Here is a 23753-nt window from a genome sequence, read left to right as displayed (position 1 = left end):
TTCGGGAAGTGTGCATGGGCACTCGTAAGTTTCGCGGTTTCGGTCTGATTGCCATCGGTGCGGTGGCTGGTGTGTTGCTCAGCGTAGGCGTGACCGCGGTCGCCCAGCGCGGCAGCCCTCTGCCACTGGACGAACTCAGGCAGCTGAGCAATGTGTTCGCCGCCATCAAGAACAACTACGTCGAGGCCGTCGACGACAAGACCCTGATCGACAATGCCATCTCCGGCATGGTGTCGAACCTCGACCCGCACTCGGCCTACCTGGACGCCGATGCCTTCCGCGAAATGCAGACGGCCACGCAAGGCGAGTTCGGCGGCCTGGGCATCGAGGTCGGCGCGGAAGACGGCTTCGTGAAGGTCATCTCGCCCATCGAAGACACGCCCGCGGCCCGCGCCGGCGTGATGGCTGGCGACCTCATCATCAAGATCGACGACACGCCCACCAAGGGCATGACGCTCAACGATGCCGTCAAGCTGATGCGTGGCGCGCCCAAGTCACCGATCACGCTGACCATCATGCGCGCCGACCGTCCGCAGCCCATCGTGCTGAAGATCGTGCGCGACATCATCAAGGTGCGCAGCGTGCGCAGCAAGATGCTGGACAACGGCATCGGCTACGTCCGCGTCGCCCAGTTCCAGGAAAAGACCGGCGCCGACCTGGCCAAGCAATTGAAGGACCTCGGCGCCAAGGAAGCCCCCAAGGGCCTGGTGCTGGACCTGCGCAACGACCCGGGCGGCCTGCTGACCAGCGCCATCGGCGTGTCCGGCGCGTTCCTGCCGCCCGACTCGGTGGTGGTGACCACCGACGGCCGTACTCCGGACGCCCGCCACAAGTACCTGGCCACGCCTTCGGAATACGCCCGCGGCGAAAGCAACTACCTGGCCGGCCTGCCGGCCTGGACCAAGACCGTGCCGATGGTGGTGCTGGTGAACGTGGGCTCCGCCTCGGCGTCCGAGATCGTGGCCGGCGCGCTGCAGGACCACAAGCGCGCCAAGGTGCTGGGCAACCGCACCTTCGGCAAGGGCTCGGTGCAGGTGATCCTGCCGCTGTCCGAAACCACTGCGGTCAAGCTGACCACCTCGCGCTACTTCACCCCGAGCGGCCGCTCGATCCAGGCCACCGGCATCGAACCCGACTACGTCGTGGCCGACACCGCCGAAGGCGACCTGTTCCGCCTGCCGCGCGAAGCCGACCTGCAGCGCCACCTGTCCAACCAGCAGACGGCCAACGAAGTGAAGTCCAGCGCCGGCGAAGACAACGCCGATGTGCCGGCCAAGGTGTTCGAATTCGGCGGCAAGGACGACTTCCAGCTGCAACAGGCCCTGAACGTGCTGGCCGGCAAGCCGGTGCAGAAGGGTTCGGCCCGCGCCCAGGCCAAGGCTGATGCCAAGGCCGGCGGCGGTACGCCCCAGCGCATGAAGATCACGCCGACCGGAGTCGAGCCCAGCAAGGACAAATGAACGACGAGCAACTGCTGCGCTACGCCCGCCACATCCTGCTCGACGAGCTGGGAATCGAAGGGCAGGAAAAACTGCTGGCGGCGCGTGTGCTCATCGTGGGGGCGGGCGGACTGGGTTCCCCCGCCGCGCTCTATCTGGCCACTGCCGGCGTGGGCGACATCACCCTGGCCGATGACGATGTCGTCGAGCTGAGCAACCTGCAACGCCAGATCCTGCACACCACCGCCAGCGTCGGCCGCCACAAGGCCGAGTCGGGGCGGGACATGCTGGCGGCCTTCAATCCGCAGACCCGGGTCCATGCCCGCGTCGAGCGCCTGGAAGGCCAGGCCCTGTCCGACGCCGTCGCCCAGGCGGACCTGGTGCTGGACTGCACCGACAACTTCACCACCCGCCACGCCATCAACCGCGCCTGCGTGCAGCACCGCAAGCCACTGGTATCGGGCGCGGCCATACGCTTCGACGGCCAGGTCAGCGTCTATGACCTGCGCGACGACAACGCGCCCTGTTACCACTGCCTGTTCCCGGAAGCGGACGACGTCGAGCAAGCCAATTGCGCCACGATGGGCGTGTTCGCCCCGGTCGTCGGCATCATCGGCAGCATGCAGGCCGCAGAGGCCCTGAAACTGCTGTCCGGGGTAGGCGAAAGCCTGTCCGGCCGCCTGCTGTGGCTGGACGTGCGCACCATGCAATGGCGCAGCGTCAACGTCCAGCGCGACCCGGAATGCGCCGTCTGCGGCCATCGCGGGCACTGATTTCCTGCCCGGGATTGGCCCCGCGGACAATATTAAAGGCTTGAAATACCTGCTATAACGCCAGCCAGCCTACCCGAAAGCGGGTAGATGGCCAGGGACGTGACCGCGTGGATACAGCACTGAAGTTCAGTTTGCCCAAATGGCGCCTGACGCGTTGGCTGACGCATTCCGGGCACGACACCCCTGCGGACATCCGTTCGGCCCTGATCGCCAGCTTGTTCGGCACGCTGCCCATTTTTGCCGGCGGCGTCATCAACACCCTCATGATCTCCGGCGTGGTCGCCTGGCGCCGCCCCGAGCCGCTGTACCTGTCCTGGCTGGCGATGGAGGTGATACTGGCCCTGGTCCGCGTGCTGATCCTGCGGTCCGCCTTGCGCGCCGCGCCCAAGGGCGGCAATACCCATACCGATATCTACATCCTGCTGGCGCTGCTGTGGGCGTTCAGCGTGGGCTACGGCGTCTTCGTCACCTTCATCAACGGTGACTGGCTGGCCGCCACCCTGGCCGGCGTGTCCTGCGGGGCCATGGCCGGCGGCATCTGCTTCCGGAACTACGGCGCGCCGAGGCTGGTCGGCGCCATGATCTTCCTGAGCCTGGGGCCGATGTGCCTGGGCGCGGCCTTCACCGGCGAATACGTCACAGCCATCGTCTTCATCCAGATTCCGTTCTACCTGGTCAGCATGAGTGTCGCCTCGCACCGGCTCAACCGCATCCTGGTGTCGACCATGCTGGCCGAGCGCGACAGCGAACGTCGCGCCAGCGAAGACGCGCTGACCGGCCTGGCCAACCGCGCCGGCCTGCAGGCCGCGCTGGAGCGCGTCTGCGCCAGCGCGCGCGGCCAGGACAGTTCTGCGGCGCTGTTGTACATGGACATGGACGACTTCAAGCTCATCAACGATACCTACGGCCATGCTGCCGGCGACCAGGTGCTGATGACCATCGCCCAGCGCATGCGCTCCATGTTGCGGGTGGACGACGTGGCCGCGCGGATTGGTGGCGACGAGTTCATCGTGCTGGTGACCGGCATTGACGCCACGGCGGCGCTACGGCTGGGCGAGCACCTGCTGCATGACGCTTCCCAGCCGATCACGCTGGCGGATGGCACGCGGGTCAGTGTCGGCCTGTCCATCGGCATTTCCATTGTGTCCGGCGCCAACCGCAGTCCGGAAGCTGCCTTGCATTCCGCCGATGCCGCCCTCTACCGGGCCAAGGCGCAGGGCGGCCGCTGTTGCGCCGTGGCGGGGGCGGAAGAGGCCGAAAAGACCGTCCGGGACGACGAACCCGCCGTCGCCTGATCCGCCCGCTTCGCGTAATCCATCAAGCCTGAACCCGATCTGGAAGCGGCTTCTTTCTCAAAAGTTATCAGATAACCTGAGAAGTGTGCCTATAATGCCCGGATGCTGACCAAGAGCCTCACCCTGACCGAACAGGTCGCCCGCCAGATCGCCGCCGACATCGCCGGGGGCGCCTATCCCGTCGGCGCAAAGCTGCCGGCGGGCCGCGTGCTGGCCGAGCAATACGGCGTCAGCGCCGCGGTCATTCGCGAGGCCACCGAACGCCTGCGAGCCCAGGGTCTGATCCAGAGCCGGCAGGGTTCCGGCAGCACCGTGTTGTCGCGCACGGGCGCGCAGGGCTTCCAGCTGTCCGCCGGCATCGCCGTGGACCGCAAGCAGTTGGCCGGGGTCTACGAATTGCGCATGGAGCTGGAAGGCGGTGCGGCCGCGCTGGCTGCGCTGCGGCGCGACGATGCTGACCTGGCCGCCATGGCGCGCGCCCTGGCCGACCTGGGATCGCATCTGGAAGACCCGGAGCAGGGCGTGGAGCACGACATCGCCTTTCACCGCGCCATTGCCGCCGCCACGCACAACAGCTGCTACCAGGACCTGTTGCAGTACCTGAACCTGCAGCTCAGGCTGGCGGTCAGCACTGCGCGCAGCAACAGCCGCCTGCAGGCCGGTTTGACGGCCGCCGTGCACCAGGAGCACGTGGCCGTGTTCGAGGCCATCCGCGCGCGCGATCCCGAACGGGCGCGGCACGCCGCCGCCCGCCATCTGCAACAGGCGGCCAGCCGCCTGCAACTCGATCTCCTCTCTCCCGCCGCAAGGCAGACATCATGACCGCATCCGACTTTACGCAACGCCTGGTCCAGGCCCTGGGCCCCGATACCGTCATCACCGCCGAGGCCGACATTGCGCCCTGGCTGTCCGACTGGCGCGGCCTGTACAAGGGCAACGCGCAGGCGGTGGTGCGCCCGCGCACAACCGCCGAGGTCGCCACTTGCCTGGCGCTGTGCCAGGAGGCAGGCGTGCCGGTAGTGCCGCGCGGCGGCAACACCGGCCTGTGCGGTGGGGCCACGCCGGATGCCGCCGCGGGCAACGTGGTGCTGAGCCTGGACCGCATGAACGCCGTGCGCTCCATCGACACCATCGCCAACACCATGGTGGCCGAGGCGGGCGCGATCCTGGGCAATTTGCGCCGCGCCGCGCAGGACGCCGGCCGCCTGCTGCCGCTGAGCCTGGCCGCGGAAGACTCCAGCCAGATCGGCGGCAACGTCGCCACCAACGCCGGCGGCGTGAACGTGGTGCGTTATGGCATGGCGCGCGAACTGGTGCTGGGCCTGGAAGCGGTGCTGCCCACGGGCGAGATCTTCCACGGCCTGCGCACGCTGCGCAAGGACAACACCGGCTATGACCTCAAGCAATTGCTGATCGGCTCCGAGGGCACGTTGGGTGTCATTACCGCCGTCGCCTTGCGATTGTTCCCGCGCACTGATGTGCGCTCGGTGGTGCTGGCCGCCGTCGAGTCGCCGGCGCAGGCCCTGCAACTGTTCGAGATCCTGTTCGAACAATGCGGTGCGCGGCTGCAGGCGTTCGAGTACTTCTCGGGCGACTGCCTGGATCTGGTGCTGGCGCACGCCGCGGGCGTGCAGGAACCTTTTGACCAGCGCTATCCGGCCTATGTGCTGGTGGAGCTGGCGGACACGGCCGATGAGGCCGCGCTCAATGGCCTTGTTGAAAACGTGATCGGCACGGCGCTGGAACGCGGCCTGTGCCTGGACGCAGCCGTGTCGGCGTCGCTGGCGCAATTGCAGGCGCTGTGGAAGCTGCGCGAGGAAATCTCCGAAGCCCAACGCGCCGACGGCCCGCACCTGAAGCACGACGTGTCGCTGCCGATCGAACGCATTCCCGACTTCATGGAATCCGCCGAGGCCCGCGTGCGCGCGCTGTACCCGGACATCCGCCCCTTCATCTTCGGCCACTTCGGCGACGGCAACCTGCACTACAACCTGTCGCGCCCGGCCGGAGCCGATCGCGACTGGGTGGCGGTGCATGGGGCGGCGATCACTGATGCGGTGCTGGACGAGGTCAATCGCTATGGCGGGAGCATTTCGGCAGAACACGGGATCGGGCAGCTGAAGCGGGATCATTTCCTGCATAGCAAGGACGCGCTGGAGTTGCGGTTGATGCGGGAAATCAAGGCTGTATTGGATCCTGCGGGGATTATGAATCCGGGGAAGTTGCTGTAGTTTTTTTTGGGTTGTTTTTGAGCGGGGCTTCGGCGGTGTGCTTGAGCGAAGCTTCGTAGGCCGCACGGCGGTGCGGGCGGCATGGCGGCGAGCGCCCACGATTGCGGTCCGGAGCGTTCGCTCCGGACTGCCCCTTCGTCATCTTCGTCACCGCCTTCGGCGGTTCCTTCAGATTCCCTCGGGCGCATCGAGGTTGCTCGCCGCCATGCCGCCCGCACCGCCGTGCTATCTGTGTCTTGGCTTGTTGCGTTGCTAGAGCCGTGTTCAGTGGCGAGTCTTGCGGGGCCCGCTCATTGCGGCCGCCCGGGCGGCCGCAATGAGCATGCGCGCTTGCTTGCGTCGTGATGGGTGCGCTGGCGCGAATGCGACGAGCGGTTTGCTAGTGGTTGTCGCCGTTTTTTGGGGGGCGGTGATGGGCGGCGCGCGTTGGACAGAAGCTTGCGCACGCGGATCCTCTCGCGCGCCGCCCATCCGGCGGCGGAGTTGAAATGACGAACGTTTGGCGCCTCATGACGCTTCAGTAGGATGGGTGAAGCAAGAACCCCAAGCGTCCAGCGCACGTAGCCCGCGGGCTACGTGCGCAATTCACTCATCCTGCCCAATTTCACGCACTCACCACCAGCGCGCAGCGTCATCATCCGACGCGAGACACCGCGTAAGCCCCCAAAGGCCGCCTGCGCGGCCGGCCGGGGGCGGGCCCCGCAAGATCCTCGCCCACCCCCACCGGTGGCGAGAACGCCAAGCACACTTCTCGTCGCGGCGACCGTGAAGATCCAACAGACAGAGCACGGCGCGGCAGCGGCCTGCCGGGCGCGGGGCGTCGATAAGCCCGAGGGAATCCGAAGGAGTCGCCGAAGGCGAGGACGAGGATGACAACGGGGAAGTCCGGAGCGAACGCTCCGGACCGCAATCGTTGCCCCGCGCCCGGCAGGCCGCTGCCGCGCCGTGCGTCTCAAGAACTCAACGCACACGCAGCAGCAAAAACATCACTGCCGATGATAAACCTCGGCTCCCTTCTTAACGAACTCGATGGACTTCTCCTCCATCCCCTTCTGCAACGCATCCTTCTCGCTAACCCCCTGAGCCGCCGCATAATCCCGCACGTCCTGGGTGATCTTCATCGAGCAGAAATGCGGTCCGCACATCGAGCAGAAGTGCGCCACCTTCATCGAATCCTTCGGCAGCGTCTCGTCGTGGAATTCCTTCGCCGTGTCCGGATCCAGCCCCAGGTTGAACTGGTCGTCCCAGCGGAACTCGAAGCGCGCCTTGGACAGCGCGTTGTCGCGGATCGCCGCGCCCGGATGGCCCTTGGCCAGGTCCGCCGCGTGGGCCGCGATCTTGTACGTGATGATGCCGTCCTTCACGTCCTTCTTGTTCGGCAGGCCCAGGTGCTCCTTGGGCGTCACATAACAGAGCATCGCCGTGCCGTACCAGCCGATCAGCGCCGCGCCGATGCCCGAGGTGATGTGGTCGTAGCCCGGAGCGATGTCGGTGGTCAGGGGGCCCAGCGTGTAGAACGGCGCCTCGTGGCAGTGTTCCAGCTGCAGCTCCATGTTTTCCTTGATCATCTGCATCGGTACGTGGCCCGGCCCTTCGATCATGACCTGCACGTCATGCTTCCACGCCACCTGCGTCAGTTCGCCCAGCGTCTTCAGCTCGGCGAATTGCGCCTCGTCGTTGGCGTCGTATCCCGAACCCGGGCGCAGGCCGTCGCCCAGCGAGAAGCTGACGTCGTAGGCCTTCATGATTTCGCAGATTTCCTCGAAACGCTCGTACAGGAAACTTTCCTTGTGGTGCGCCAGGCACCACTTGGCCATGATCGAACCGCCGCGCGAGACGATGCCGGTCATGCGGTCGGCCGTCATCGGGATGAACGGCAGACGCACGCCCGCGTGGATGGTGAAGTAGTCCACGCCCTGTTCCGCCTGCTCGATCAGCGTGTCGCGGAAAATCTCCCAGGTCAGGTCCTCGGCCTTGCCGTCGACCTTCTCCAGCGCCTGGTAGATCGGCACGGTGCCGATCGGCACGGGCGAGTTGCGGATGATCCATTCGCGCGTTTCGTGGATGTGCTTGCCGGTGGACAGATCCATGACCGTGTCGCCGCCCCAGCGGATCGCCCAGGTCATCTTTTCCACTTCCTCGCCGATGCCGGAGCTGACGGCGGAGTTGCCGATGTTGGCGTTGATCTTCACCAGGAAGTTGCGGCCGATGGCCATCGGCTCCACTTCAGGGTGGTTGATGTTGGCGGGGATGATGGCACGGCCGCGCGCGATCTCGTCGCGCACGAACTCGGGCGTGATGGCCGCGGGAATCGAGGCGCCGAAGGACTGGCCGGGATGCTGGCGCAGTAGGCGCTTGACCATCTTTTCGCCATCGGGGCCGCTTTCGCGCAACGTCTGCAGGTAGTGTTCGCGGCGCAGGCTTTCGCGGATCGCCACGTATTCCATTTCTGGCGTGATGATGCCGCGGCGCGCGTAATGCATCTGCGACACGTTGGCGCCCGACTTGGCGCGGCGCGGCGGACGCTGCAGGTCAAAGCGCATGGCCGTCAGCTTGGGATCGGTCAGGCGTTCCTTGCCGTAGTCGCTGGTCGGGCCCGACAGCACTTCCGTGTCGCCGCGCTCTTCGATCCAGCCGCGGCGCAGTTCGGGCAGGCCGCGGCGGATGTCGATCTTGGCTTCGGGGTCGGTGTAGGGGCCGCTGCAGTCATAGACCGTCAGCGGCGGGTTCTTCTCGCCACCGAACATCGTCGGCGTATCGTCCTGCTCGATCTCGCGGAACGGCACGCGGATGTCGGGGCGCGAGCCCACTTCATACACGCGGCGGGATTTGGGCAGCGGTGCGACGGCCGCCGCGTCGACTTCGGCGGTAGCGGCCAGGAATTTGGGATTGGCGTTCATGGAAAGCTCCAAGCGAGTGGTTGGAGCCGATCGGGAAGGAATTCCCGCCGCGCGCGCAAAGACGCATGGCGGGAATACGGCTCCCAGCATCGGCATTATCCGTACTGGTACGAAGGGACTCTCTCAACACGTCCGGCCATGTAGGCGGGACGAGTACCCCTGCGCGAGAGCGAAGTATAGAGGCTGGCGCGCGTTCCGACGAATCGCGGGCTGCTGCGCCGCGTCGGCCGGAGCAGGCGGGAGCTGGTATTACCGCTTTACAATTGGATTCAGACTATGGCGACACCGTCATTCAGGTTCGGTACACTTTTCCCAGTGCCGGGGATGAAGTGCATCGCCTGGTCTTAGTCCACATTAAGAAGGAAACGAGCATGCAACTGACCCTACGCAAATTGGCGCCCGCCCTGGTAGTCGTGACGTTGGCGCTAGCGGGTTGCAAGACCGCCCCGACTAAGACGTCTGGCGACACCGCCACGCCGCAAGCAGGCCAAGAGGCCGCCAAGCCGGCAGCCGCGGCCTCGGTGGACTTCTACCTGGCGCAGAAGCAGCCTGGCGCCGGCATGCGCGAAATTGCGCTGCCTGACGGCAAGCTCTACATGCAGACCGTGCCTGTTCTGACGCGCGCCGACCTCACCGACGCCGCCGCGCTGGTGGACCGCCAGGGTCAGAACTTCGTCGGCCTGCGCTTCTCGGAAGCCGGCGCCCGCAAGCTCAATGACGTCAGCACCAAGAACGTCGGCAACATGCTGGCGCTCGTGATCGACCAGGAACTGGTCGCCGCTCCGCTGATCGGCGAACCGCTGAACCGCGGCGTGCTGGCCTTTGGCGTGGCCTCGGCCCAGGCCGCCTCGGAAATCGCCGCCAAGATCCGCGGCGACGCTGCCGTGCCGCCGGCTGGCGGCGCCGCTCCGGCTCCTGCTGCCAAGCCCTGAACAGCACAGCAAGCGACAAAAAAGCCCGGCATGCCGGGCTTTTTCATGGCCGCGCACAATGCGCGGGGGAAGGTTGATGAGGGCTTGGCGTCTTTTGCGCGGTCCCATGCGCCTAACGGTGCAAGGCGCGTAGCGCGATCTCAGGCTCGTTGGCCACGACTTTCAGCAGAGCAGCAGCTGGTCCGGTAGGAGACCGGCGCTTTTGCTCCCAGTTTTGCAAGGTGCGAACGCTGACCTGCAACGCCGCCGCAAACTCAGCTTGAGACAGCTTGGTCTGTTCGCGCACCCGCTTCACGTCCAGAGGATCAAGCGTGGATATTCTCGAAGGACGCGTCTCTCCCTTGCGTATCGCTGCCGCTTCTTTGAGACTCGCCTTCAAATCGGCGAATAACTGCCTGTCCATTTCACAAGTCCTTTACCAACGCCCGCAGTTCAGAAAGTTCCGCTGAGCTCAAGTTGTCCCGCACGTTCTTTGGGTAGGCCAACAGCATCAGAATCTGGTCGTCATCGGTGAGCCAGTAATAGATCACCCGTATCCCCCGCTCTTGCCGATTCCCGGCCGCGCGTGGCGCACCTTTCGTATGCCGCCTCCGCCAGGAATCACATGGCCGCAGGCGGGATTCTCCAGCAGCATTTGCTGCAATTCACGATAACCATCATCTGGCAGCAGGGACGTGATTTGCCTGGTAAAGACGCTGGTTTCTATGAAAACCATGATTGGATTGTACGCCAATGGCGTAGTCGAAGTTGCACGTAATACCGCAAGCGCGCGGCGCGGAAAATCGCCGACGACTGTACGTGCTTTACCGGGAGGCAGGGGAGCTACTGCGCGATATCTGTCACTGGGATGCGCTTGGCGGGCGCGCTTGCGCGAGGCCGGCAAAGATAGTTTGCGATCAGCCCAGCTTGCGGCCGCGCGTCTTGGCACCGCGGCGGACGAGGATGGTTTTTTCGATGTAGGCCTGCGTGATCGATTCAAGGATCAGGCGGTCGTCGGCCGTGAGCGATTCGAACTGTGAAGGCGAAATGTTGGGGAAGGGCCAGGGCGCCATCGGACGCGGCCGGCCGCCGGGACGCGGCACGGGTTCGGCCACGCCAGGCGCGGGCAGCGTGTTGCTGAGGTCGTAGCCTTCCACGGGAAGTTCCAGCGGGCCCTTGCCGGTTTCCAGCCATTCGACCTCGACCTTCAGGACCTGCGCCAGCTTGCGGGCCGAGCGGCTTGAGTGCCGCAGGCCGCTTTCGTAGCTGCCGATGGCGCTTTGCGAAATGCGCGCAAGACGAGCGAGGTCTTTCTGCGTGTGGCCACGCAGCAGGCGCGCATGCTTCAGTCGGTCTGAGAATGTTTTCACACCGGCGATTGAAGCTTGCTGGTCACGCGCTTTGGTGGTTATAAATATTACTTAAGTGATATTTATCAAAGGTGAGCGCATGGAGCAACGAGGCAGCGTCTTCGTCGTACGGCTCGACGCAACGGCGCGCGAGGATTTCGCCGAGGCTTTGCGTCTGATGCGTTGGCAGGTCCGCGTGTTCGATTCGTCCGCTGCCGTATTGGAACACTTGCAGGCGCAGGGTGCTGATGCCCTGGTACTTTTGGGAGGTATTAAGGGCGTGCCTGGCCTCATCGCCCTGCTGCGCCGGGCGGCGCCCGCTGCGGCGGTGCTGTGGCAGGCCGCGGATGCCAGTGCGTCGGATCGCATTGCTGCGCTGGATGCGGGGGCGGACGTCTGTACCCCTGCGGGCATGGACGCGCTGGAATGGGATGCTCTGCTGCGCAATCTGTATCGGCGCGCGCCGTCCACCGCCTTGCCTTGGCGACTAGACCCGCACGTGGGCGCACTGGCGGGACCGGCTGGCGAGTTCCTGCCGTTGACGGTCACCGAGCGCGCTTTTTTTGTCCGCTTGTTGAGCGCGCCGGGCTACTGCCTGCGCCGGGAATGTTTTTTCCCTGCCGGTACGCGCAAGTCCATGGAAGGGGCGCGGCGGGTGGATGTGCTCTTGTCGCGGCTGCGTAGCAAGGCGCGCCGCCTCAATATCGACTTGCCCGTGCTTGCGGTGCGGGGATGGGGCTACATCCTGCTGCCCGAAGGCGCCGCAAGAGGGCAGGGTCTCAGAGCACTACCAGGTTATCCCGATGCATGAGTTCGGGTTCGGTCATGCTGCCCAGGATGCGCGCGATCTGCGACGAAGGCTGTCGCAGGATGCGGCGGGTGTCGGCCGATGAATAGTTGATCAGGCCACGGGCGCATTCTCGGCCCTGGCCGTCCACGCAGGCGACCACGTCGCCACGGCCGAACTCGCCTTCCACCTCGGTCACGCCGATGGGCAGCAGGCTCTTTCCTTCGCGCAGCAGCGCCTGCACGGCGCCGTCATCCAGCACCACGCGTCCGCGCAGGCGCAGGTGATCGGCCAGCCATTGCTTGCGCGCGGACCACACGGGCAGCACGGCGCGCAATTCGCTGCCGATGCACTCGCCTTGGGCCAGGCGCGTAAGCACATTGCGCTCGCGGCCCGATGCGATGACGGTATGCGCGCCGCTATGCGCCGCGCGCTTGGCCGCCAGCACCTTGGTCAGCATGCCGCCGGTGCCGATGCCGCTGCCCGCGCCGCCGGCCATGGCTTCCAGCGCGGGGTCGCCTGCCTGGGCATGCGACATGAACTTGGCGTCGGGATTCTTGCGCGGATCGGAGTCGTACAGGCCGCGTTGATCGGTCAGGATGATCAGCGTGTCGGCTTCGATCAGATTGGTGACCAGCGCGCCCAGGGTGTCGTTGTCGCCCAGCCGGATTTCGTCGGTGACGACCGTGTCGTTTTCGTTCACGATCGGCACCACGCCCAGGCGCAGCAGCGCGAACAGCGTGCTGCGCGCGTTCAGGTAGCGGTGGCGGTCTGCCAGGTCTTCGTGCGTCAGCAGGATTTGCGCGGTGCGCAGGCCGTATTCGGCGAAGGCCGCTTCGTAGGCCTGGCACAGGCCCATCTGGCCCACGGCCGCGGCTGCCTGCAGTTCGTGCATGACCGACGGGCGTTTGCGCCAGCCCAGGCGCGCCATGCCTTCGGCGATGGCGCCGCTGGAGACCAGCACGATCTGCTTGCCCTGCTTGTGCAGGGCGGCGATCTGCGCGGCCCAGTGCGCCACGGCGGCGCGGTCCAGGCCTCGGCCTTCGTTGGTGACCAGCGACGAGCCGACTTTGGCGACGAGACGCTGGGCGTTGGTGACGACGGAAACGGCGGGTGTTTCAGCAGACATGATGGCGGCCGGCTGCGGCGAGAAAAAGGCGTAATCGTAAGGACTGCGATTATGGCTTATTCGTCGTCGCCGCGCGGCGCGGGGCGCTGGTCGGCGGTCGAGCGCTTGTCGTCGAAGCGCGGGTCCGGCGCGACATAGTTCTCTTCGGCCTGGTCTTGCGACAGGTGTTCCTTTTCGCGTTCGGCGTCCAGGTAGTCCTGCAGCGCATAGATCAGGTCTTGCGTGCCTTCGCCCGACAGGCCGGAAATGCCGAACACCGGGCCCTTCCAGTCGTAGAGTTCAAGGAAGCGGCGCTTGGTGTCCTCGGGATCGGGCACCATGTCCAGCTTGTTCAGGACCAGCCAGCGCGGCTTGGCGGCCAGTTCCGGATCGTAGCGGCGCAGTTCCTCGACGATGGCGCGCGCGTCGACCACGGCCTGCTCGACCGGATCCGCGTCCGGGTCGGGCGTGGAGACGTCCACCAGATGCAGCAGCACGCGGGTGCGCGCCAGGTGGCGCAGGAACAGGTGGCCCAGGCCGGCGCCTTCGGAGGCTCCTTCGATCAGGCCGGGAATGTCGGCCACGACGAAGCTGCGCGACGGCGAGGTGCGCACCACGCCCAGGTTGGGGTGCAGCGTGGTGAAGGGGTAGTCCGCGATCTTCGGCTTGGCATTGGAGATGCGCGTGATCAGCGTGGACTTGCCGGCGTTGGGCAGGCCCAGCAGGCCCACGTCCGCCAGCACCTTCAGTTCCATGCGCAGGTAGCGGTGTTCGCCTTCCTTGCCGGGCGTCCACTGGCGGGGCGCGCGGTTCACGCTCGACTTGAAATGGATATTGCCCATGCCGCCCTGGCCGCCTGCGGCCAGCACCACCTTCTGGTCGTGCTGGTTGAGGTCGAACAGGATTTCGCCGGTGTCGGCGTCATGGATGATGGTGCCCACCGGCACGCGCAGCGTGATGTCCGGAGCGGCCGCGCCGTACTGGTCCGAGCCGCGGCCGTTTTCGCCGTTCTTGGCGCGGTGCAGGCGCGCATAGCGGTAGTCGATCAGCGTGTTGATGTTGCGGTCTGCCACGGCGTAGATGGTGCCGCCGCGTCCGCCGTCGCCGCCGTCCGGGCCGCCTCTGGGAATGAATTTTTCGCGGCGAAAGCTCGCCACGCCATTGCCGCCTTTGCCGGCGACGACTTCGATGGTGGCTTCGTCTACGAATTTCATGATGTCCGCGCGTGTAGTGGTAAGGAGTGGGGCGGGGCCGTCATTCGGCGCCGCCGGGAGGCAGGGGCCGGAACCGTCCGGCTGCTGCCCGAAATCTGGAAAAGCTTAAAACAAAAAAGCCCTGCCGCATGCGACAGGGCTTTTGCCGTTCTGGAACGCGGCGAACCGCGTTGCTGACCGTGCTGGTCCGATTACTCGGCAGCGACGATCGAAACGGTCTGCTTGTTCAACGCGCCCTTGAAGCCGAATTGAACCTTGCCGTCGATCAGCGCGAACAGGGTGTGATCCTTGCCCATGCCGACGTTCACGCCAGCGTGGAAGCGCGTGCCGCGCTGACGCACGATGATCGAACCAGCGGGAATCAATTCGCCGCCGAATGCCTTGACGCCCAGACGCTTCGATTCTGAGTCGCGTCCGTTCCGCGTAGAGCCGCCGCCCTTTTTCTGTGCCATGTTTAGCTCCTGCTAAGTGGTACCGAGTCGCTTCTTAAGCCGTGATGGCTTCGATGCGGATTTCGGTGTAGTTCTGACGGTGGCCCTGACGCTTCTGGTAGTGCTTGCGACGGCGCATCTTGAAGATCTTGACCTTGTCGTGGCGGCCTTGCGCAAGAACCGTTGCCTTGACCACGGCGCCGGAGACGAGGGGCGTGCCAACTTTCAGTTGGTCGCCTTCGCCCACGGACAGCACTTGGTCCAGGGTGATTTCTTGCCCAATGTCTGCCGGTATCTGTTCTATCTTGAGTTTTTCGCCAGCGGCAACGCGATACTGCTTGCCACCGGTTTTTACGACCGCGTACATGGGGGATTCCTTAAATAGGTAAATGGGTTCATCCGCGCTGCCTGCCCTGCTGGGCGGGATTGCCGCTCTGGCGGGCGCTTTCTTCTCCTGGCGCCAGAGCCTGGCAAGAGAGGGAAAGGCCTTGATGCCTGGGAAAGTAGAACCTTCCTTGGCACCCAGAGGGGTGACGCAAATGCAACCGACGTAATTCGGGCATTGCTGACCGAATCCGGAATATTAGCCCGGGACTTTCAGAAAGTCAAAAAGCCGTTGCAGGCTAAGGGCTTAGGTGTCGCATGCGCGCTTCAAGCGCCGGGGATCACCCGCAGGGCGATGTCCCGCGCCACGAGGCGGATGCCCGCAATGACGTCATGGCGGTGCGTCTCGTCCAGCCGGTCGGTGGGGATCGACGTGCTGACGGCCACCCGCTTGCCCTGCGGCGTCATGCCCACGTAGGCGGCATAGCAGACCAGGCCTGTCGCCACTTCCTCCAGATCCTGCGCGAGGCCTGTGCTGCGCACTTGGGCCAGTTCCTGATCGAGCGCGGCGCGGGTGGCGAGGCTGCGCTCGGTGACGCGCGGCAGCGCATCCGGCACGCGGGCGGCCAGGTCTTCGGGCGGCAGGCTGGCCAGCAACGCCTTGCCCAGCGCGCAGGCGTGCGCCGGCAGGCGCAGGCCCAGGTCCGACACCAGCCGCACCGGGCGGCGCGCGTCTTCGCGGGCCAGGTAGACCACGTCGAAGCCATCCAGCGTCGCCAATTGCACCACTTCGTTGTGCCGCGCCACGAAAGCGCCCGCGGCCGCCTGGAACGCCGCCTGCAGTCCGTCCTGGCGCAGATAGGCATGGCCCAGCGCCATCAGTTCGATGCCGATGACGTAGCCGCCATCACGGCGCTCGATCCAGCGGCGCTGTTCCAGGCAATCCAGCAGCAGATAGAGGGTGCTGCGGGCGAGCTGGCAGGATTCGGCCAGCTCGGATGCCTTGACCGGCGTGTTGCGGCCGGCCAGCACTTGCAGGATGTCGTGCGTGCGGCGGATGGCGGGGACGTCGTGTACGGTTGCCATGCTCTATTTGTCCAACATATTGGACATAAATTCATGATGTTGGACATGATAATGGAAGTCTCCTAGACTGCCCCGCACATCATTCGAACAAGGCGAGGAGACTCATGGACCAAGCAAAGGCGCTGCCCGTCGATCTGGAACAGGCGTTGCTGGTGGGGCGGGTGTGGAGGCCGGGGCATGGTCCCAGCGTCGTGGCGGTGCGCCGCGGCGAGGTGATCGACATCACGGCGGCCGCGTCCACCATGGCGGACCTGCTGGACCGTCCCGACCGCGTGGCGCTCGCCGCCAGCGCCGCCGGCGAGTCGCTGGGCGATGTGCATGCCCTGATGGCAGCCAGCCTGGCAGGTCGGGAGGGCTTGCGCCTGCTGGCGCCTTGCGACTTGCAGCCCGTCAAGGCGGCGGGCGTCACCTTCGCCATCAGCCTGCTGGAACGCATGATCGAGGAAGAGGCCGGCGGCGATGCCAGCCGCGCCGAGGAAATCCGTGTCCGCATGCAGGCGCTGATTGGCTCGGACCTGTCCCGCCTGCGGCCGGGCTCGCCCGAAGCTGCCAAACTGAAGGCCGAGCTGACCGAGCGCGGCCAGTGGTCGCAATACCTGGAGGTGGGCATAGGTCCGGACGCCGAGATTTTCTCCAAGGCGCCGCCCATGGCGTCGGTGGGGGCGGGTGCGCATATCGGCGTGCTGCCCGAATCCCGCTGGAACAATCCCGAACCCGAGATCGTGCTGGCGGTGGACAGTCGCGGCGAGGTCGTCGGCGCCGCGTTGGGCAACGACGTCAACCTGCGCGACATCGAAGGCCGTAGCGCCTTGTTGCTGACCAAGGCCAAGGACAACAACGGCTCTTGCGCCATCGGTCCCTTCATTCGCCTGTTCGACGGGGACTTCAGCCTGGACAGCGTGCGCCAGGCCGATGTGTCCCTGCGCATCGAGGGCCTGGACGGCTTCGTGCTGGACGGCGTGAGCCACATGCGCGAGATCAGCCGCGATCCGCTGGACCTGGCGCGCCAGGCTTGCGGCAAGCATCATCAGTACCCGGACGGCTTCATGCTGTTCCTGGGCACCATGTTCTCGCCCACCCAGGACCGCATGGGCCCGGGCACCGGCTTCACCCACAAGCTGGGCGACCGCGTCGTGATCGCGTCCGAGCGCCTGGGCGCGCTGGTCAACGAAGTGCGTCTGGCCACCGAGATCGAGCCCTGGACCTTCGGGGTGCGCGCACTTTACGCCAGCCTGGCCGCGCGCGGCCTGCCGAGGCAAGGCGCCTGATCCGCTGCAGGACGGCGCCGGGCAGGGGCGCGCTCCGGGGCGCCACCCCTGCCGGCGATTCCGCCAGGATGACGGCTCGCGTCCGTCACTCCCCGTATAATCCTTGGTCGAATCCTCCCGCCGTCTGCGGCGGGCCCAGCGGTAAGAGCCGGCGCGCGTTCACGCCGCGGCTCGTTTCACTCTCCCGGATACGTCTTGAATCTCCCCGAGCTTGTTGCCCCCATTGCAGACGATATGAAAGCCGTCGACGCGGTCATCCGCGAGCGGCTGAATTCCGAGGTGGTCCTGATCCGCACGATCGGCGACTACATCATAGGCGCGGGCGGCAAGCGCATGCGCCCGGCCATGGTACTGATGGTGGCGCGCGCGCTGGGCTACGAGGGCACGCACCACCAACTGCTGGCCGCCGTGGTGGAGTTCATCCACACCGCCACCCTGCTGCATGACGACGTGGTCGACGAATCCGACCTGCGCCGCGGCCGTGAAACCGCCAACGCGGTCTTCGGCAACGCCGCCAGCGTGCTGGTGGGCGACTACCTGTATTCGCGCTCCTTCGAGATGATGGTGGAAGCGGATTCGATGCGCGTCATGAGCATCCTGTCCGAAGCCACCACCGTGATCGCCGAAGGCGAGGTGCTGCAGCTGTTGAACGTGCATGACCCGGACGTCTCCCAGGAACGTTACCTGCAAGTCGTGCGCTACAAGACCGCCAAGCTGTTCGAGGCCGCCGCCCAGGTGGGCGCCGTGCTGGCGGGCGCCACCCCCGAGCAGGAAGCCGCCGCGGCCGCCTACGGCCGCCATGTGGGCACTGCCTTCCAGCTGGTGGATGACGTGCTGGACTACAGCGGCGACGCCGCCGCCCTGGGCAAGAACGTGGGCGACGACCTGCGCGAGGGCAAGCCCACGCTGCCGCTGATCCGCGTGATGGAAGTGGGCACCCCGGAACAGCAGCAACTGATCCGCGACGCCATCAAGACCGGCGACGCCGACTTCGCCGCCGTGGCCGCCGCCATCCAGGCCACCGATGCCCTGGAGCACGCCCGCCAGGCCGCCGTCGCCGAGGCCGATCTGGCCAGAAAAGCACTTTCTGCTTACCCCATTTCCCCTTTTCTAAATTCTCTGTTAGAATTCTGCGCTTTCGCGGTGAATAGAGATCGCTAAGCGAATTAGGCGGAAAATCTGGGGTAACCCAGGTGGGGAAACCCGGTAGCCTGAAACGTGGTGGTTGATAGTGAAAGCGAAAGATGGCCTGGCTGCACTGAGCGCAACCAAGCCAAGGAAGTTGAAGTAACCGGGGCGTAGCTCAGCCTGGTAGAGTACTGCGTTCGGGACGCAGGAGTCGGAGGTTCGAATCCTCTCGCCCCGACCACTAATTTGTGGTCACACCCGACAGAAGACCCTTTAGCCAAATGGCCATTGGGTCTTTTTTGTTTTGGGCTGCGCGGTGCTTGCTTAGGAATTTCCGCCCATGGGCAGAGGTTTGGGTGGCTCGACCTTGATGTTGTCGCATTTCACCGCCTTCTTTACCGGGACTGGCCTAGTCCGTACCACTCCGTCTACTACGACAAGCTCACGCAAGACGGTATGGGGATGCTGGTAGAGCGTCTCGTAATCTTTTCCCGGCTCCAGAACTGCACTGATCGCTTCGCCGAAGGGACGGCGGTACATGGACATGCCTATGGCGTCGGGATGGGTCGATCCGCCGCCGCGCGAGTAGATGTCGATCGGAATTCCCGCGGTGACGACATATTCGGAATAGTATTCCTCGTCGATATCGGGCATGGGCATGCCGATCACCGTATTGCTGAATCCCCGGACCAAGGGATCGTTGGCTTCGAAGCTGTACGAACGCATGTCATCCTGGCAAGTGCGATTCAGGATGATGGTGGTTTGAGTGCCGAAATAGATCCGCAATCTTGCGCTCACCGCAGGATCGTATTTCTTGGGCAGATACGGGCTCTTCGGGGCGCATCCCGAGGTCAATATGGCAACGCCGATCATTGCCATCGTTGCTCGCCATGCTGTCTTCATCAGTTGCCTTTCGTTGTTAATGCACCATCCTCTTTTCGCGGACCCGCGGTGGGAGTCAACCGTGGATGCCTGACGCGCGGCGCCAGCCGCCCATGGTTATTAACGGTCATTCGCGGCAAAGCTTGAGGCGCGCCGTAGGGAGTGTTGGCTCGCCAGGAAAAATTTGACGTGTCAGACTACGTTCAGCGAACAACAAAATCACATCCGAGATCTGGTTGTCGGCGGATGGCGCGGCGGGCGCCGGTTCTGTCGTACCTGCTGAGCGCACGCACGCCGGCCGACGCTTTGCGGCAGTTGCTCGCGATGCTGGCGTCGAGGGCTCTGAAGTTGGCGCTCGTACTGATCACCTTCAGGGCTTAACGTGATGATCCCGAACCGGGTGTCGGGCAACCACAACGACTACAAGACCTTCAAGCCATACGACCCGGGCAAGCTGCTGGGCGACACGTAGCCGACGATGCCGGTGCCGCAAGCGGATTCGGGGGGCGGTGGTGGCGACGGTGTTTACGGCGGGGGCGATGGCGCCTGTCGTTGCTGGCGCGGCAAGCGGTTTCGGCGCCACGATGGCGGCGGGAGCTGCCGTTTTGACAGGCGCCTCGGCAGTGTCTGGATTGGCGGCTGTCGGCATCGGATTGGCCGCAGGGGCAATGGGCAGCATTGTCAGCCAAGGTGTAGGCATGGCGATTGGCGTGCAGTCCAAGTTCTCTTTTCAAAGGCGGGGGTGTTGTCGCGCAGTGTTGGCCAGCCCTTCGATGCGCATCATATTATAGAAAGTAGCTATGGCGGGCCAAATGGCTGGTGGAATATACACCCTGCTAGGTATCCAGATCAGCATCAGGGGGGTATCCATCGGTCGCGTAGCTCAGAAAAGCAATTTTTTCAAAAATGATAGAGGAAGAATAAATGGGTACATATGACGATCTCGTGAGTTTGAAGGGGAGTGGCACTCCATTTGATAAGCTGAGAAAAATGCGACCCATTGTTCCGACGCTAGATAAAATTCCTCAGGATTATGTGAATTTCATCGCGGATGTAGGAGCTGGAGAGCTAGGGGATGCGAGATTCATGTTGTACGATGGGTTGATCCCTTCTGAAGAAATATATGGAAAATTGCCGCCAGAGTGGGAAAGAGTCCTGATTTTTGGTGATGATTTTTCGGGATGCAACTCTGGATTCAGAGTGTCCGATTGGAGTGTTGTAGAAATCAATCCTTCTGATATGGAGATAGACGTGATCGCGTCAACATTTCAGATTTTTATTCGAGGAAAAATTAAAAATCTGATGTAATTTTTATCGGTTTTTCGTCCTCAGGCGGTGAAGAAGGCGCTTCAATTTAATCGAGAAAATGAAAATTTAATGTGTCATACTACGTTTAACGCGATTGTTTTGAGGAAGCCCCGACCGTGTATTGGCGTCGGGGCTTTTGTTTTCTGGCCGGGGGGCGGCGGCTTAATGTATTCTGCACGAGTAGTGAAGTGACCTCTGCGGGCCTGTCGGCGGCTACGCGACGACGTATTCCTGCTACGACCAGGCGGGCAACGTCACGCAGTACCGCATGGACGTGTACGACGGTTCGGCCTACTCGAACACCTACACGTATACCCACGCGCGCTATGAAGGCTATTGCGAGGAGACGCTGTCCGGCACCAGCACGGCGTTGGATCCGGGCCAGACCACATACCAGGACGACGTCAACGGCAACCTGGTTGGGGTCACGGACTCCAAGGACAGCAGGAGGAATCAGACGCTGGTCAACGACGCCAACGGCAAGATCCTGCAGCGGGTGCAGGATGGCAAGACCACGCGCTCGCTGATCGCCAACGGCGAGTTGCTGGGCACCACGGGGCCGGGCGCTGGCGTGGATGACTTCTCGCCAGCCTACCGTCCGATCGATGGCAGCAACCCGTCGGCCAGTCCGGGCTCGTACCGGATCCAGGCCGGCGATACGCTGCAAAGCATCGCCCAGCCAGAGGGCAAAGAGCTGGATTTTTGCGCATTTGTTGTTTATATAGTGAACTCGGAGGTGGCGAGGGGGAACTATATGAAAGAGTATTCCTGGTTTTTTATCAGCGATGATTGAATTTACTTTCTCCAATACTCGTGGCTAGAACCTGAACCACGCTCAAGACGCGGTTGGCCAGGTCGCGCGCCTCTATGACGCCAGACCGAAATTTAACGAGTCAGACTACGTTTAACGGACGCCCAAATCACCTTCGAAATCCGGCCGTCGATCGACGGCACCGTCTTGACTTTGGCCTAAGACAAGTTTGATTCAATGTGTCAGGCTACGTTTTATTTAATGTTTCAGCAGGTCCAAGCAATCACTGAACGTTGGCTAGTCGATTACAACGAATACCGCCCGCATGAGTCGCTGGGCGGCCTCCAGTCATCCCGCCGTCATTCCGCGTCTCTAGACTCCCGCCTTTTTCGAACAGGCAGCAGAGATGACGAAGGACAGCAAGCACGGCCAGGGTGATACGCAGATCGTGGAGCAGGCGGCGGATGCCTTGCCGCAGGCGCCCGACAACCGGCGGCGCAGCTTGCTGCGCGCCGGCTTGGGCGTGACGCTGTTGCCCATGGGCGGCAGTTTCCTGCTCAGCGGCTGCAATGGCGGCGGCGACGATGACGATGATGATGACGGCGATGGCGGCACGGGCAAGCCTCAGCCGGCCCTGGTGTCGAGCTTTGCGCTGGCGGTGCTGCCGGATACGCAGTTCTATTCTCGCTACGCGACCGACGCCGAGAACCAGCAGTTCATGCGCAAGTACGGCAGCGAGCCCTACCAGGCGCAGACGCGCTGGGTGGCCGAGCACGCCAAGGCGCTCAACATTCCCTTCCTGGTCCATCTGGGCGACGTGGTTGACCAGCAGGGCAAGCCCGACCAGTGGAAGGTGGCCAGCGCCGCGATGAAGGTGCTGGAAGACGCCAAGGTGCCGTACTCGATCCTGGCGGGCAACCACGACGTGATCGTCGACCGCGACTATGTCGACGAGAGCAGCCAGTCGGCCAATACCGACGCGCAGCGCGACCTGGCCAAGGAACCCTACCTGCAGCATTTCAGCGTCACGCGCGCCAAGCAGCAGGCCACCTTCGGCGGCCGCGATGCCAGCGGCTTTCACGAGTACCACGTGTTCGAGGCCGAAGGGCAGAAGTTCCTGGTGCTGTCGCTGTCCTGGCGCGCATCGAATGACGCGCTGGCCTGGGCCAACCAGGTGCTGCGCGCCAATCCCACGCTGCCCGCCATTCTGATCAACCACCAGCTGTTGAACATCGACAAGGATGGCGTCAGCCCACTGGAAGTGCCCTACGGCAAGATGCTGTGGGACAAGCTGATCCGCGACAACGATCAGATCTTCATGACGCTCAACGGCCACTACCACGGCGCCACCCGCCTGACCAAGACCAATGCCTATGGCAACGCGGTGGAGGAGATGGTGGTGGATTACCAGATGGCCTACCAGGGCGGCAACGGCCTGATGCGTCTGTACGAATTCGATCTGGGCAACAACGAGATCCGCGTGCTGTCTTTCTCGCCCTGGGTGCCGCAGAAGCCCAAGGACACGCTCAACGCATTTGATCAGGCGGTGCTGACCGCGCCCAACGAGCAGTTCACCATCAAGATGGACTTCGCCAGCCGCTTCTCCGGCTTCAACAAGACGTTCAAGGCGGCGGCGCCCTCGCATACCTCGCTGGTCGAACAGGCTTCGGCGCTGATCCTGGCCAACTACACGGATCCCACGACCGTCGAACAGAAGCCGGCCGCGGACGTCAACGACTACCCGCTGGTGGCGGGGACGCTGGCGCACTGGCGCTTCTTCGGCGGGCAGGCCGGCCTGTCCGTCAAGGTGGGCGAGACCGTCGCGGATCTGACCGGCCTGAATCCGATCCGCCGCGCGGCGCTCAACATAGACGGCGTGGCGGGCGCGCAGGAAGGCGACCTGCTGTGGTCGGACGATCACCATTACCTGTCCGCCGCGCCCGGTTCAGTGCGGTTTCTGAACACCGATAAGAACACCGCGCGCATGAGTTACTTCACCACCGAAGCCACTGCGGCGATCAACGGCGCCACGGTGCCCAACGGCTACACGGTCGAGGCGTTCCTGAAGATCGACCGGGACTGGAGCGCGCAGAAGCACGCCTGGATGAACGTGATGACGCGCGACGGCAAGCGCGGCGATCTGGCCGGGTTCAATGGCGGCGACCCGGAATCCCCGCCCTTGATCTTCGCCGTGTCCAGCTTGCGCGAGATCCAGTGGGAAATCGTGCCGGTCGTGGCGGGTGAGCGCGGCGGCAAGACCAACTGGTCGGGCGAGATCATCGCGGACAAATGGTTCCACGTCGCGGTGGTCAACGACGCCGACACGCACGAGACCATTCTGTACATCGAGGGCGCGCCGGTATTGCGCAACGTCAGCAATGCGCCGGGCCTGGCGACGCTGGCCGCCGACATGCCCTGGGTGATCGGAGCGGGTTCGTGGGACGGCGAACGCGCCGACGGCTTCTTCGGCAGCATCGGCGAGATACGCATCGTGGATAAGGCGCTCAAGCCCGCGCAATGGCTGACCGCGCGCCGCGCGAGCTAGCGCGTCATGCGGGACGCGCGCGA

General features: G+C 64.3%; 22 protein-coding genes, 1 tRNA gene and 1 pseudogene. 14 read left to right on the top strand and 10 right to left on the bottom strand.

Translation table 11 applies throughout. From position 1 onward, the window contains the following. The first annotated feature begins 14 nt into the window (after positions 1-14). The 5 genes from IB268_RS21065 to IB268_RS21045 all read left to right on the top strand — a co-directional run bounded on the left by IB268_RS21065 (position 15) and on the right by IB268_RS21045 (position 5738). Positions 15-1460: a S41 family peptidase gene (locus IB268_RS21065; protein WP_054457717.1), complete on the top strand. Its 1446-nt coding sequence runs from the start codon at positions 15-17 to the stop codon at positions 1458-1460. Beyond that, on the top strand, positions 1457-2212 hold the full coding sequence (locus tag IB268_RS21060) for a molybdopterin-synthase adenylyltransferase MoeB (RefSeq protein ID WP_054457716.1): 756 nt from the start codon (positions 1457-1459) through the stop codon (positions 2210-2212). Before IB268_RS21065 ends, IB268_RS21060 begins: the two co-directional genes overlap by 4 nt. 107 nt (positions 2213-2319) lie before the next feature. After that, entirely contained in the window at positions 2320-3507 is a 1188-nt protein-coding gene (locus IB268_RS21055; protein ID WP_054457715.1) for a GGDEF domain-containing protein, read from the top strand. A 102-nt stretch (positions 3508-3609) separates the two neighbouring features. After that, entirely contained in the window at positions 3610-4329 is a 720-nt protein-coding gene (locus IB268_RS21050; protein WP_175182281.1) for a FadR/GntR family transcriptional regulator, read from the top strand. Further along, the gene (locus IB268_RS21045) at positions 4326-5738 is read left to right on the top strand and encodes an FAD-binding oxidoreductase (RefSeq protein ID WP_054457713.1); all 1413 of its coding nucleotides are present in this window, start codon (positions 4326-4328) and stop codon (positions 5736-5738) included. The genes IB268_RS21050 and IB268_RS21045 overlap by 4 nt, the downstream gene beginning before the upstream one ends. 986 nt (positions 5739-6724) lie before the next feature. Here the strand turns inward: IB268_RS21045 and thiC are convergent. Beyond that, the gene (gene thiC / locus IB268_RS21040) at positions 6725-8638 is read right to left on the bottom strand and encodes a phosphomethylpyrimidine synthase ThiC (RefSeq protein WP_192354765.1); all 1914 of its coding nucleotides are present in this window, start codon (positions 8636-8638) and stop codon (positions 6725-6727) included. Between the two features lie 371 nt (positions 8639-9009). Between thiC and IB268_RS21035 the strand changes: the two genes are divergently transcribed. Beyond that, complete coding sequence (locus IB268_RS21035; protein ID WP_054457711.1) at positions 9010-9570, top strand: hypothetical protein; 561 nt, start codon at positions 9010-9012, stop codon at positions 9568-9570. Positions 9571-9682: 112 nt separating this feature from the next. Here IB268_RS21035 and nadS read toward each other — a convergent pair whose 3' ends face one another. The 3 genes and pseudogenes from nadS to IB268_RS21025 form a co-directional block, all read right to left on the bottom strand. Next, positions 9683-9973 (bottom strand): NadS family protein, encoded by a 291-nt coding sequence (gene nadS / locus IB268_RS21030; protein ID WP_119450206.1) that lies wholly within the window; start codon positions 9971-9973, stop codon positions 9683-9685. Between the two features lies 1 nt (position 9974). Continuing rightward, positions 9975-10285, bottom strand: a pseudogene (locus IB268_RS31095) (type II toxin-antitoxin system RelE/ParE family toxin). 181 nt (positions 10286-10466) lie between these two features. After that, positions 10467-10919 (bottom strand): helix-turn-helix domain-containing protein, encoded by a 453-nt coding sequence (locus IB268_RS21025; RefSeq protein ID WP_054457708.1) that lies wholly within the window; start codon positions 10917-10919, stop codon positions 10467-10469. A gap of 79 nt (positions 10920-10998) precedes the next feature. Between IB268_RS21025 and IB268_RS21020 the strand changes: the two genes are divergently transcribed. Then, positions 10999-11709: a response regulator transcription factor gene (locus tag IB268_RS21020; RefSeq protein ID WP_192330240.1), complete on the top strand. Its 711-nt coding sequence runs from the start codon at positions 10999-11001 to the stop codon at positions 11707-11709. On the opposite strand, the gene proB is transcribed toward IB268_RS21020, so the two are convergent. From proB to IB268_RS20995, 5 genes are all read right to left on the bottom strand, one after another. Next, positions 11678-12814 (bottom strand): glutamate 5-kinase, encoded by a 1137-nt coding sequence (gene proB / locus IB268_RS21015; protein WP_054457706.1) that lies wholly within the window; start codon positions 12812-12814, stop codon positions 11678-11680. The genes IB268_RS21020 and proB overlap by 32 nt on opposite strands. A gap of 56 nt (positions 12815-12870) precedes the next feature. Then, on the bottom strand, positions 12871-14007 hold the full coding sequence (gene obgE, locus IB268_RS21010) for a GTPase ObgE (protein WP_054457705.1): 1137 nt from the start codon (positions 14005-14007) through the stop codon (positions 12871-12873). 191 nt (positions 14008-14198) lie between these two features. Further along, on the bottom strand, positions 14199-14459 hold the full coding sequence (rpmA, locus tag IB268_RS21005) for a 50S ribosomal protein L27 (protein WP_006216229.1): 261 nt from the start codon (positions 14457-14459) through the stop codon (positions 14199-14201). A 34-nt stretch (positions 14460-14493) separates the two neighbouring features. After that, a complete protein-coding gene (rplU, locus tag IB268_RS21000) occupies positions 14494-14805 on the bottom strand; it encodes a 50S ribosomal protein L21 (RefSeq protein WP_006216228.1) in 312 nt (103 codons plus the stop codon). 284 nt (positions 14806-15089) lie between these two features. Further along, positions 15090-15848, bottom strand: coding sequence for an IclR family transcriptional regulator (locus IB268_RS20995; RefSeq protein WP_192354764.1), 759 nt, complete (start codon positions 15846-15848; stop codon positions 15090-15092). A gap of 104 nt (positions 15849-15952) precedes the next feature. On the opposite strand from IB268_RS20995, the gene IB268_RS20990 reads away from it, so the two are divergent. From IB268_RS20990 to IB268_RS20980, 3 genes are all read left to right on the top strand, one after another. Further along, a complete protein-coding gene (locus tag IB268_RS20990; RefSeq protein ID WP_125470519.1) occupies positions 15953-17116 on the top strand; it encodes a fumarylacetoacetate hydrolase family protein in 1164 nt (387 codons plus the stop codon). A 195-nt stretch (positions 17117-17311) separates the two neighbouring features. Continuing rightward, positions 17312-18277, top strand: coding sequence for an octaprenyl diphosphate synthase (ispB, locus tag IB268_RS20985; protein ID WP_088143216.1), 966 nt, complete (start codon positions 17312-17314; stop codon positions 18275-18277). Between the two features lie 131 nt (positions 18278-18408). Further along, positions 18409-18485 (top strand) — tRNA-Pro (locus IB268_RS20980). An 83-nt stretch (positions 18486-18568) separates the two neighbouring features. Here the strand turns inward: IB268_RS20980 and IB268_RS20975 are convergent. Then, the gene (locus IB268_RS20975) at positions 18569-19147 is read right to left on the bottom strand and encodes a hypothetical protein (RefSeq protein WP_192354763.1); all 579 of its coding nucleotides are present in this window, start codon (positions 19145-19147) and stop codon (positions 18569-18571) included. A gap of 903 nt (positions 19148-20050) precedes the next feature. On the opposite strand from IB268_RS20975, the gene IB268_RS20970 reads away from it, so the two are divergent. The 4 genes from IB268_RS20970 to IB268_RS20955 all read left to right on the top strand — a co-directional run bounded on the left by IB268_RS20970 (position 20051) and on the right by IB268_RS20955 (position 23730). Beyond that, a complete protein-coding gene (locus IB268_RS20970) occupies positions 20051-20434 on the top strand; it encodes an SMI1/KNR4 family protein (RefSeq protein ID WP_175213046.1) in 384 nt (127 codons plus the stop codon). A 268-nt stretch (positions 20435-20702) separates the two neighbouring features. After that, positions 20703-21227 carry a hypothetical protein gene (locus IB268_RS20965; protein WP_175213047.1) on the top strand — a complete coding sequence of 175 codons (525 nt, stop codon included), beginning with the start codon at positions 20703-20705 and terminating at the stop codon, positions 21225-21227. A 195-nt stretch (positions 21228-21422) separates the two neighbouring features. Beyond that, the gene (locus IB268_RS31090; RefSeq protein WP_370540031.1) at positions 21423-21623 is read left to right on the top strand and encodes an integrase core domain-containing protein; all 201 of its coding nucleotides are present in this window, start codon (positions 21423-21425) and stop codon (positions 21621-21623) included. Further along, complete coding sequence (locus IB268_RS20955; protein ID WP_175213048.1) at positions 21592-23730, top strand: LamG-like jellyroll fold domain-containing protein; 2139 nt, start codon at positions 21592-21594, stop codon at positions 23728-23730. The genes IB268_RS31090 and IB268_RS20955 overlap by 32 nt, the downstream gene beginning before the upstream one ends. Positions 23731-23753 lie beyond the last annotated feature (23 nt).

The organism is Achromobacter sp. ACM01 (assembly GCF_014851745.1).
Taxonomy (GTDB): Bacteria; Pseudomonadota; Gammaproteobacteria; order Burkholderiales; family Burkholderiaceae_B; genus Achromobacter; species Achromobacter aegrifaciens.
Note: the sequence above shows the minus strand (reverse complement) of the source record. Positions and strands in the feature narration are given on the sequence as shown.

Excerpts from the sequence above, each read along its gene's own strand:
- IB268_RS21065 (WP_054457717.1), top strand. The coding sequence starts at position 15 with ATGGGCACTCGTAAGTTTCGCGGTTTCGGTCTGATTGCCATCGGTGCG.
- IB268_RS21060 (WP_054457716.1), top strand. The coding sequence starts at position 1,457 with ATGAACGACGAGCAACTGCTGCGCTACGCCCGCCACATCCTGCTCGAC.
- IB268_RS21050 (WP_175182281.1), top strand. The coding sequence starts at position 3,610 with ATGCTGACCAAGAGCCTCACCCTGACCGAACAGGTCGCCCGCCAGATC.
- IB268_RS21045 (WP_054457713.1), top strand. The coding sequence starts at position 4,326 with ATGACCGCATCCGACTTTACGCAACGCCTGGTCCAGGCCCTGGGCCCC.
- thiC (WP_192354765.1), bottom strand. The coding sequence starts at position 8,638 with ATGAACGCCAATCCCAAATTCCTGGCCGCTACCGCCGAAGTCGACGCG.
- IB268_RS21035 (WP_054457711.1), top strand. The coding sequence starts at position 9,010 with ATGCAACTGACCCTACGCAAATTGGCGCCCGCCCTGGTAGTCGTGACG.
- nadS (WP_119450206.1), bottom strand. The coding sequence starts at position 9,973 with ATGGACAGGCAGTTATTCGCCGATTTGAAGGCGAGTCTCAAAGAAGCG.
- IB268_RS21020 (WP_192330240.1), top strand. The coding sequence starts at position 10,999 with ATGGAGCAACGAGGCAGCGTCTTCGTCGTACGGCTCGACGCAACGGCG.
- proB (WP_054457706.1), bottom strand. The coding sequence starts at position 12,814 with ATGTCTGCTGAAACACCCGCCGTTTCCGTCGTCACCAACGCCCAGCGT.
- obgE (WP_054457705.1), bottom strand. The coding sequence starts at position 14,007 with ATGAAATTCGTAGACGAAGCCACCATCGAAGTCGTCGCCGGCAAAGGC.
- rpmA (WP_006216229.1), bottom strand. The coding sequence starts at position 14,459 with ATGGCACAGAAAAAGGGCGGCGGCTCTACGCGGAACGGACGCGACTCA.
- rplU (WP_006216228.1), bottom strand. The coding sequence starts at position 14,805 with ATGTACGCGGTCGTAAAAACCGGTGGCAAGCAGTATCGCGTTGCCGCT.
- IB268_RS20995 (WP_192354764.1), bottom strand. The coding sequence starts at position 15,848 with ATGGCAACCGTACACGACGTCCCCGCCATCCGCCGCACGCACGACATC.
- IB268_RS20990 (WP_125470519.1), top strand. The coding sequence starts at position 15,953 with ATGGACCAAGCAAAGGCGCTGCCCGTCGATCTGGAACAGGCGTTGCTG.
- IB268_RS20975 (WP_192354763.1), bottom strand. The coding sequence starts at position 19,147 with ATGAAGACAGCATGGCGAGCAACGATGGCAATGATCGGCGTTGCCATA.
- IB268_RS20970 (WP_175213046.1), top strand. The coding sequence starts at position 20,051 with ATGGGTACATATGACGATCTCGTGAGTTTGAAGGGGAGTGGCACTCCA.
- IB268_RS20965 (WP_175213047.1), top strand. The coding sequence starts at position 20,703 with ATGGACGTGTACGACGGTTCGGCCTACTCGAACACCTACACGTATACC.
- IB268_RS31090 (WP_370540031.1), top strand. The coding sequence starts at position 21,423 with ATGTGTCAGGCTACGTTTTATTTAATGTTTCAGCAGGTCCAAGCAATC.
- IB268_RS20955 (WP_175213048.1), top strand. The coding sequence starts at position 21,592 with ATGACGAAGGACAGCAAGCACGGCCAGGGTGATACGCAGATCGTGGAG.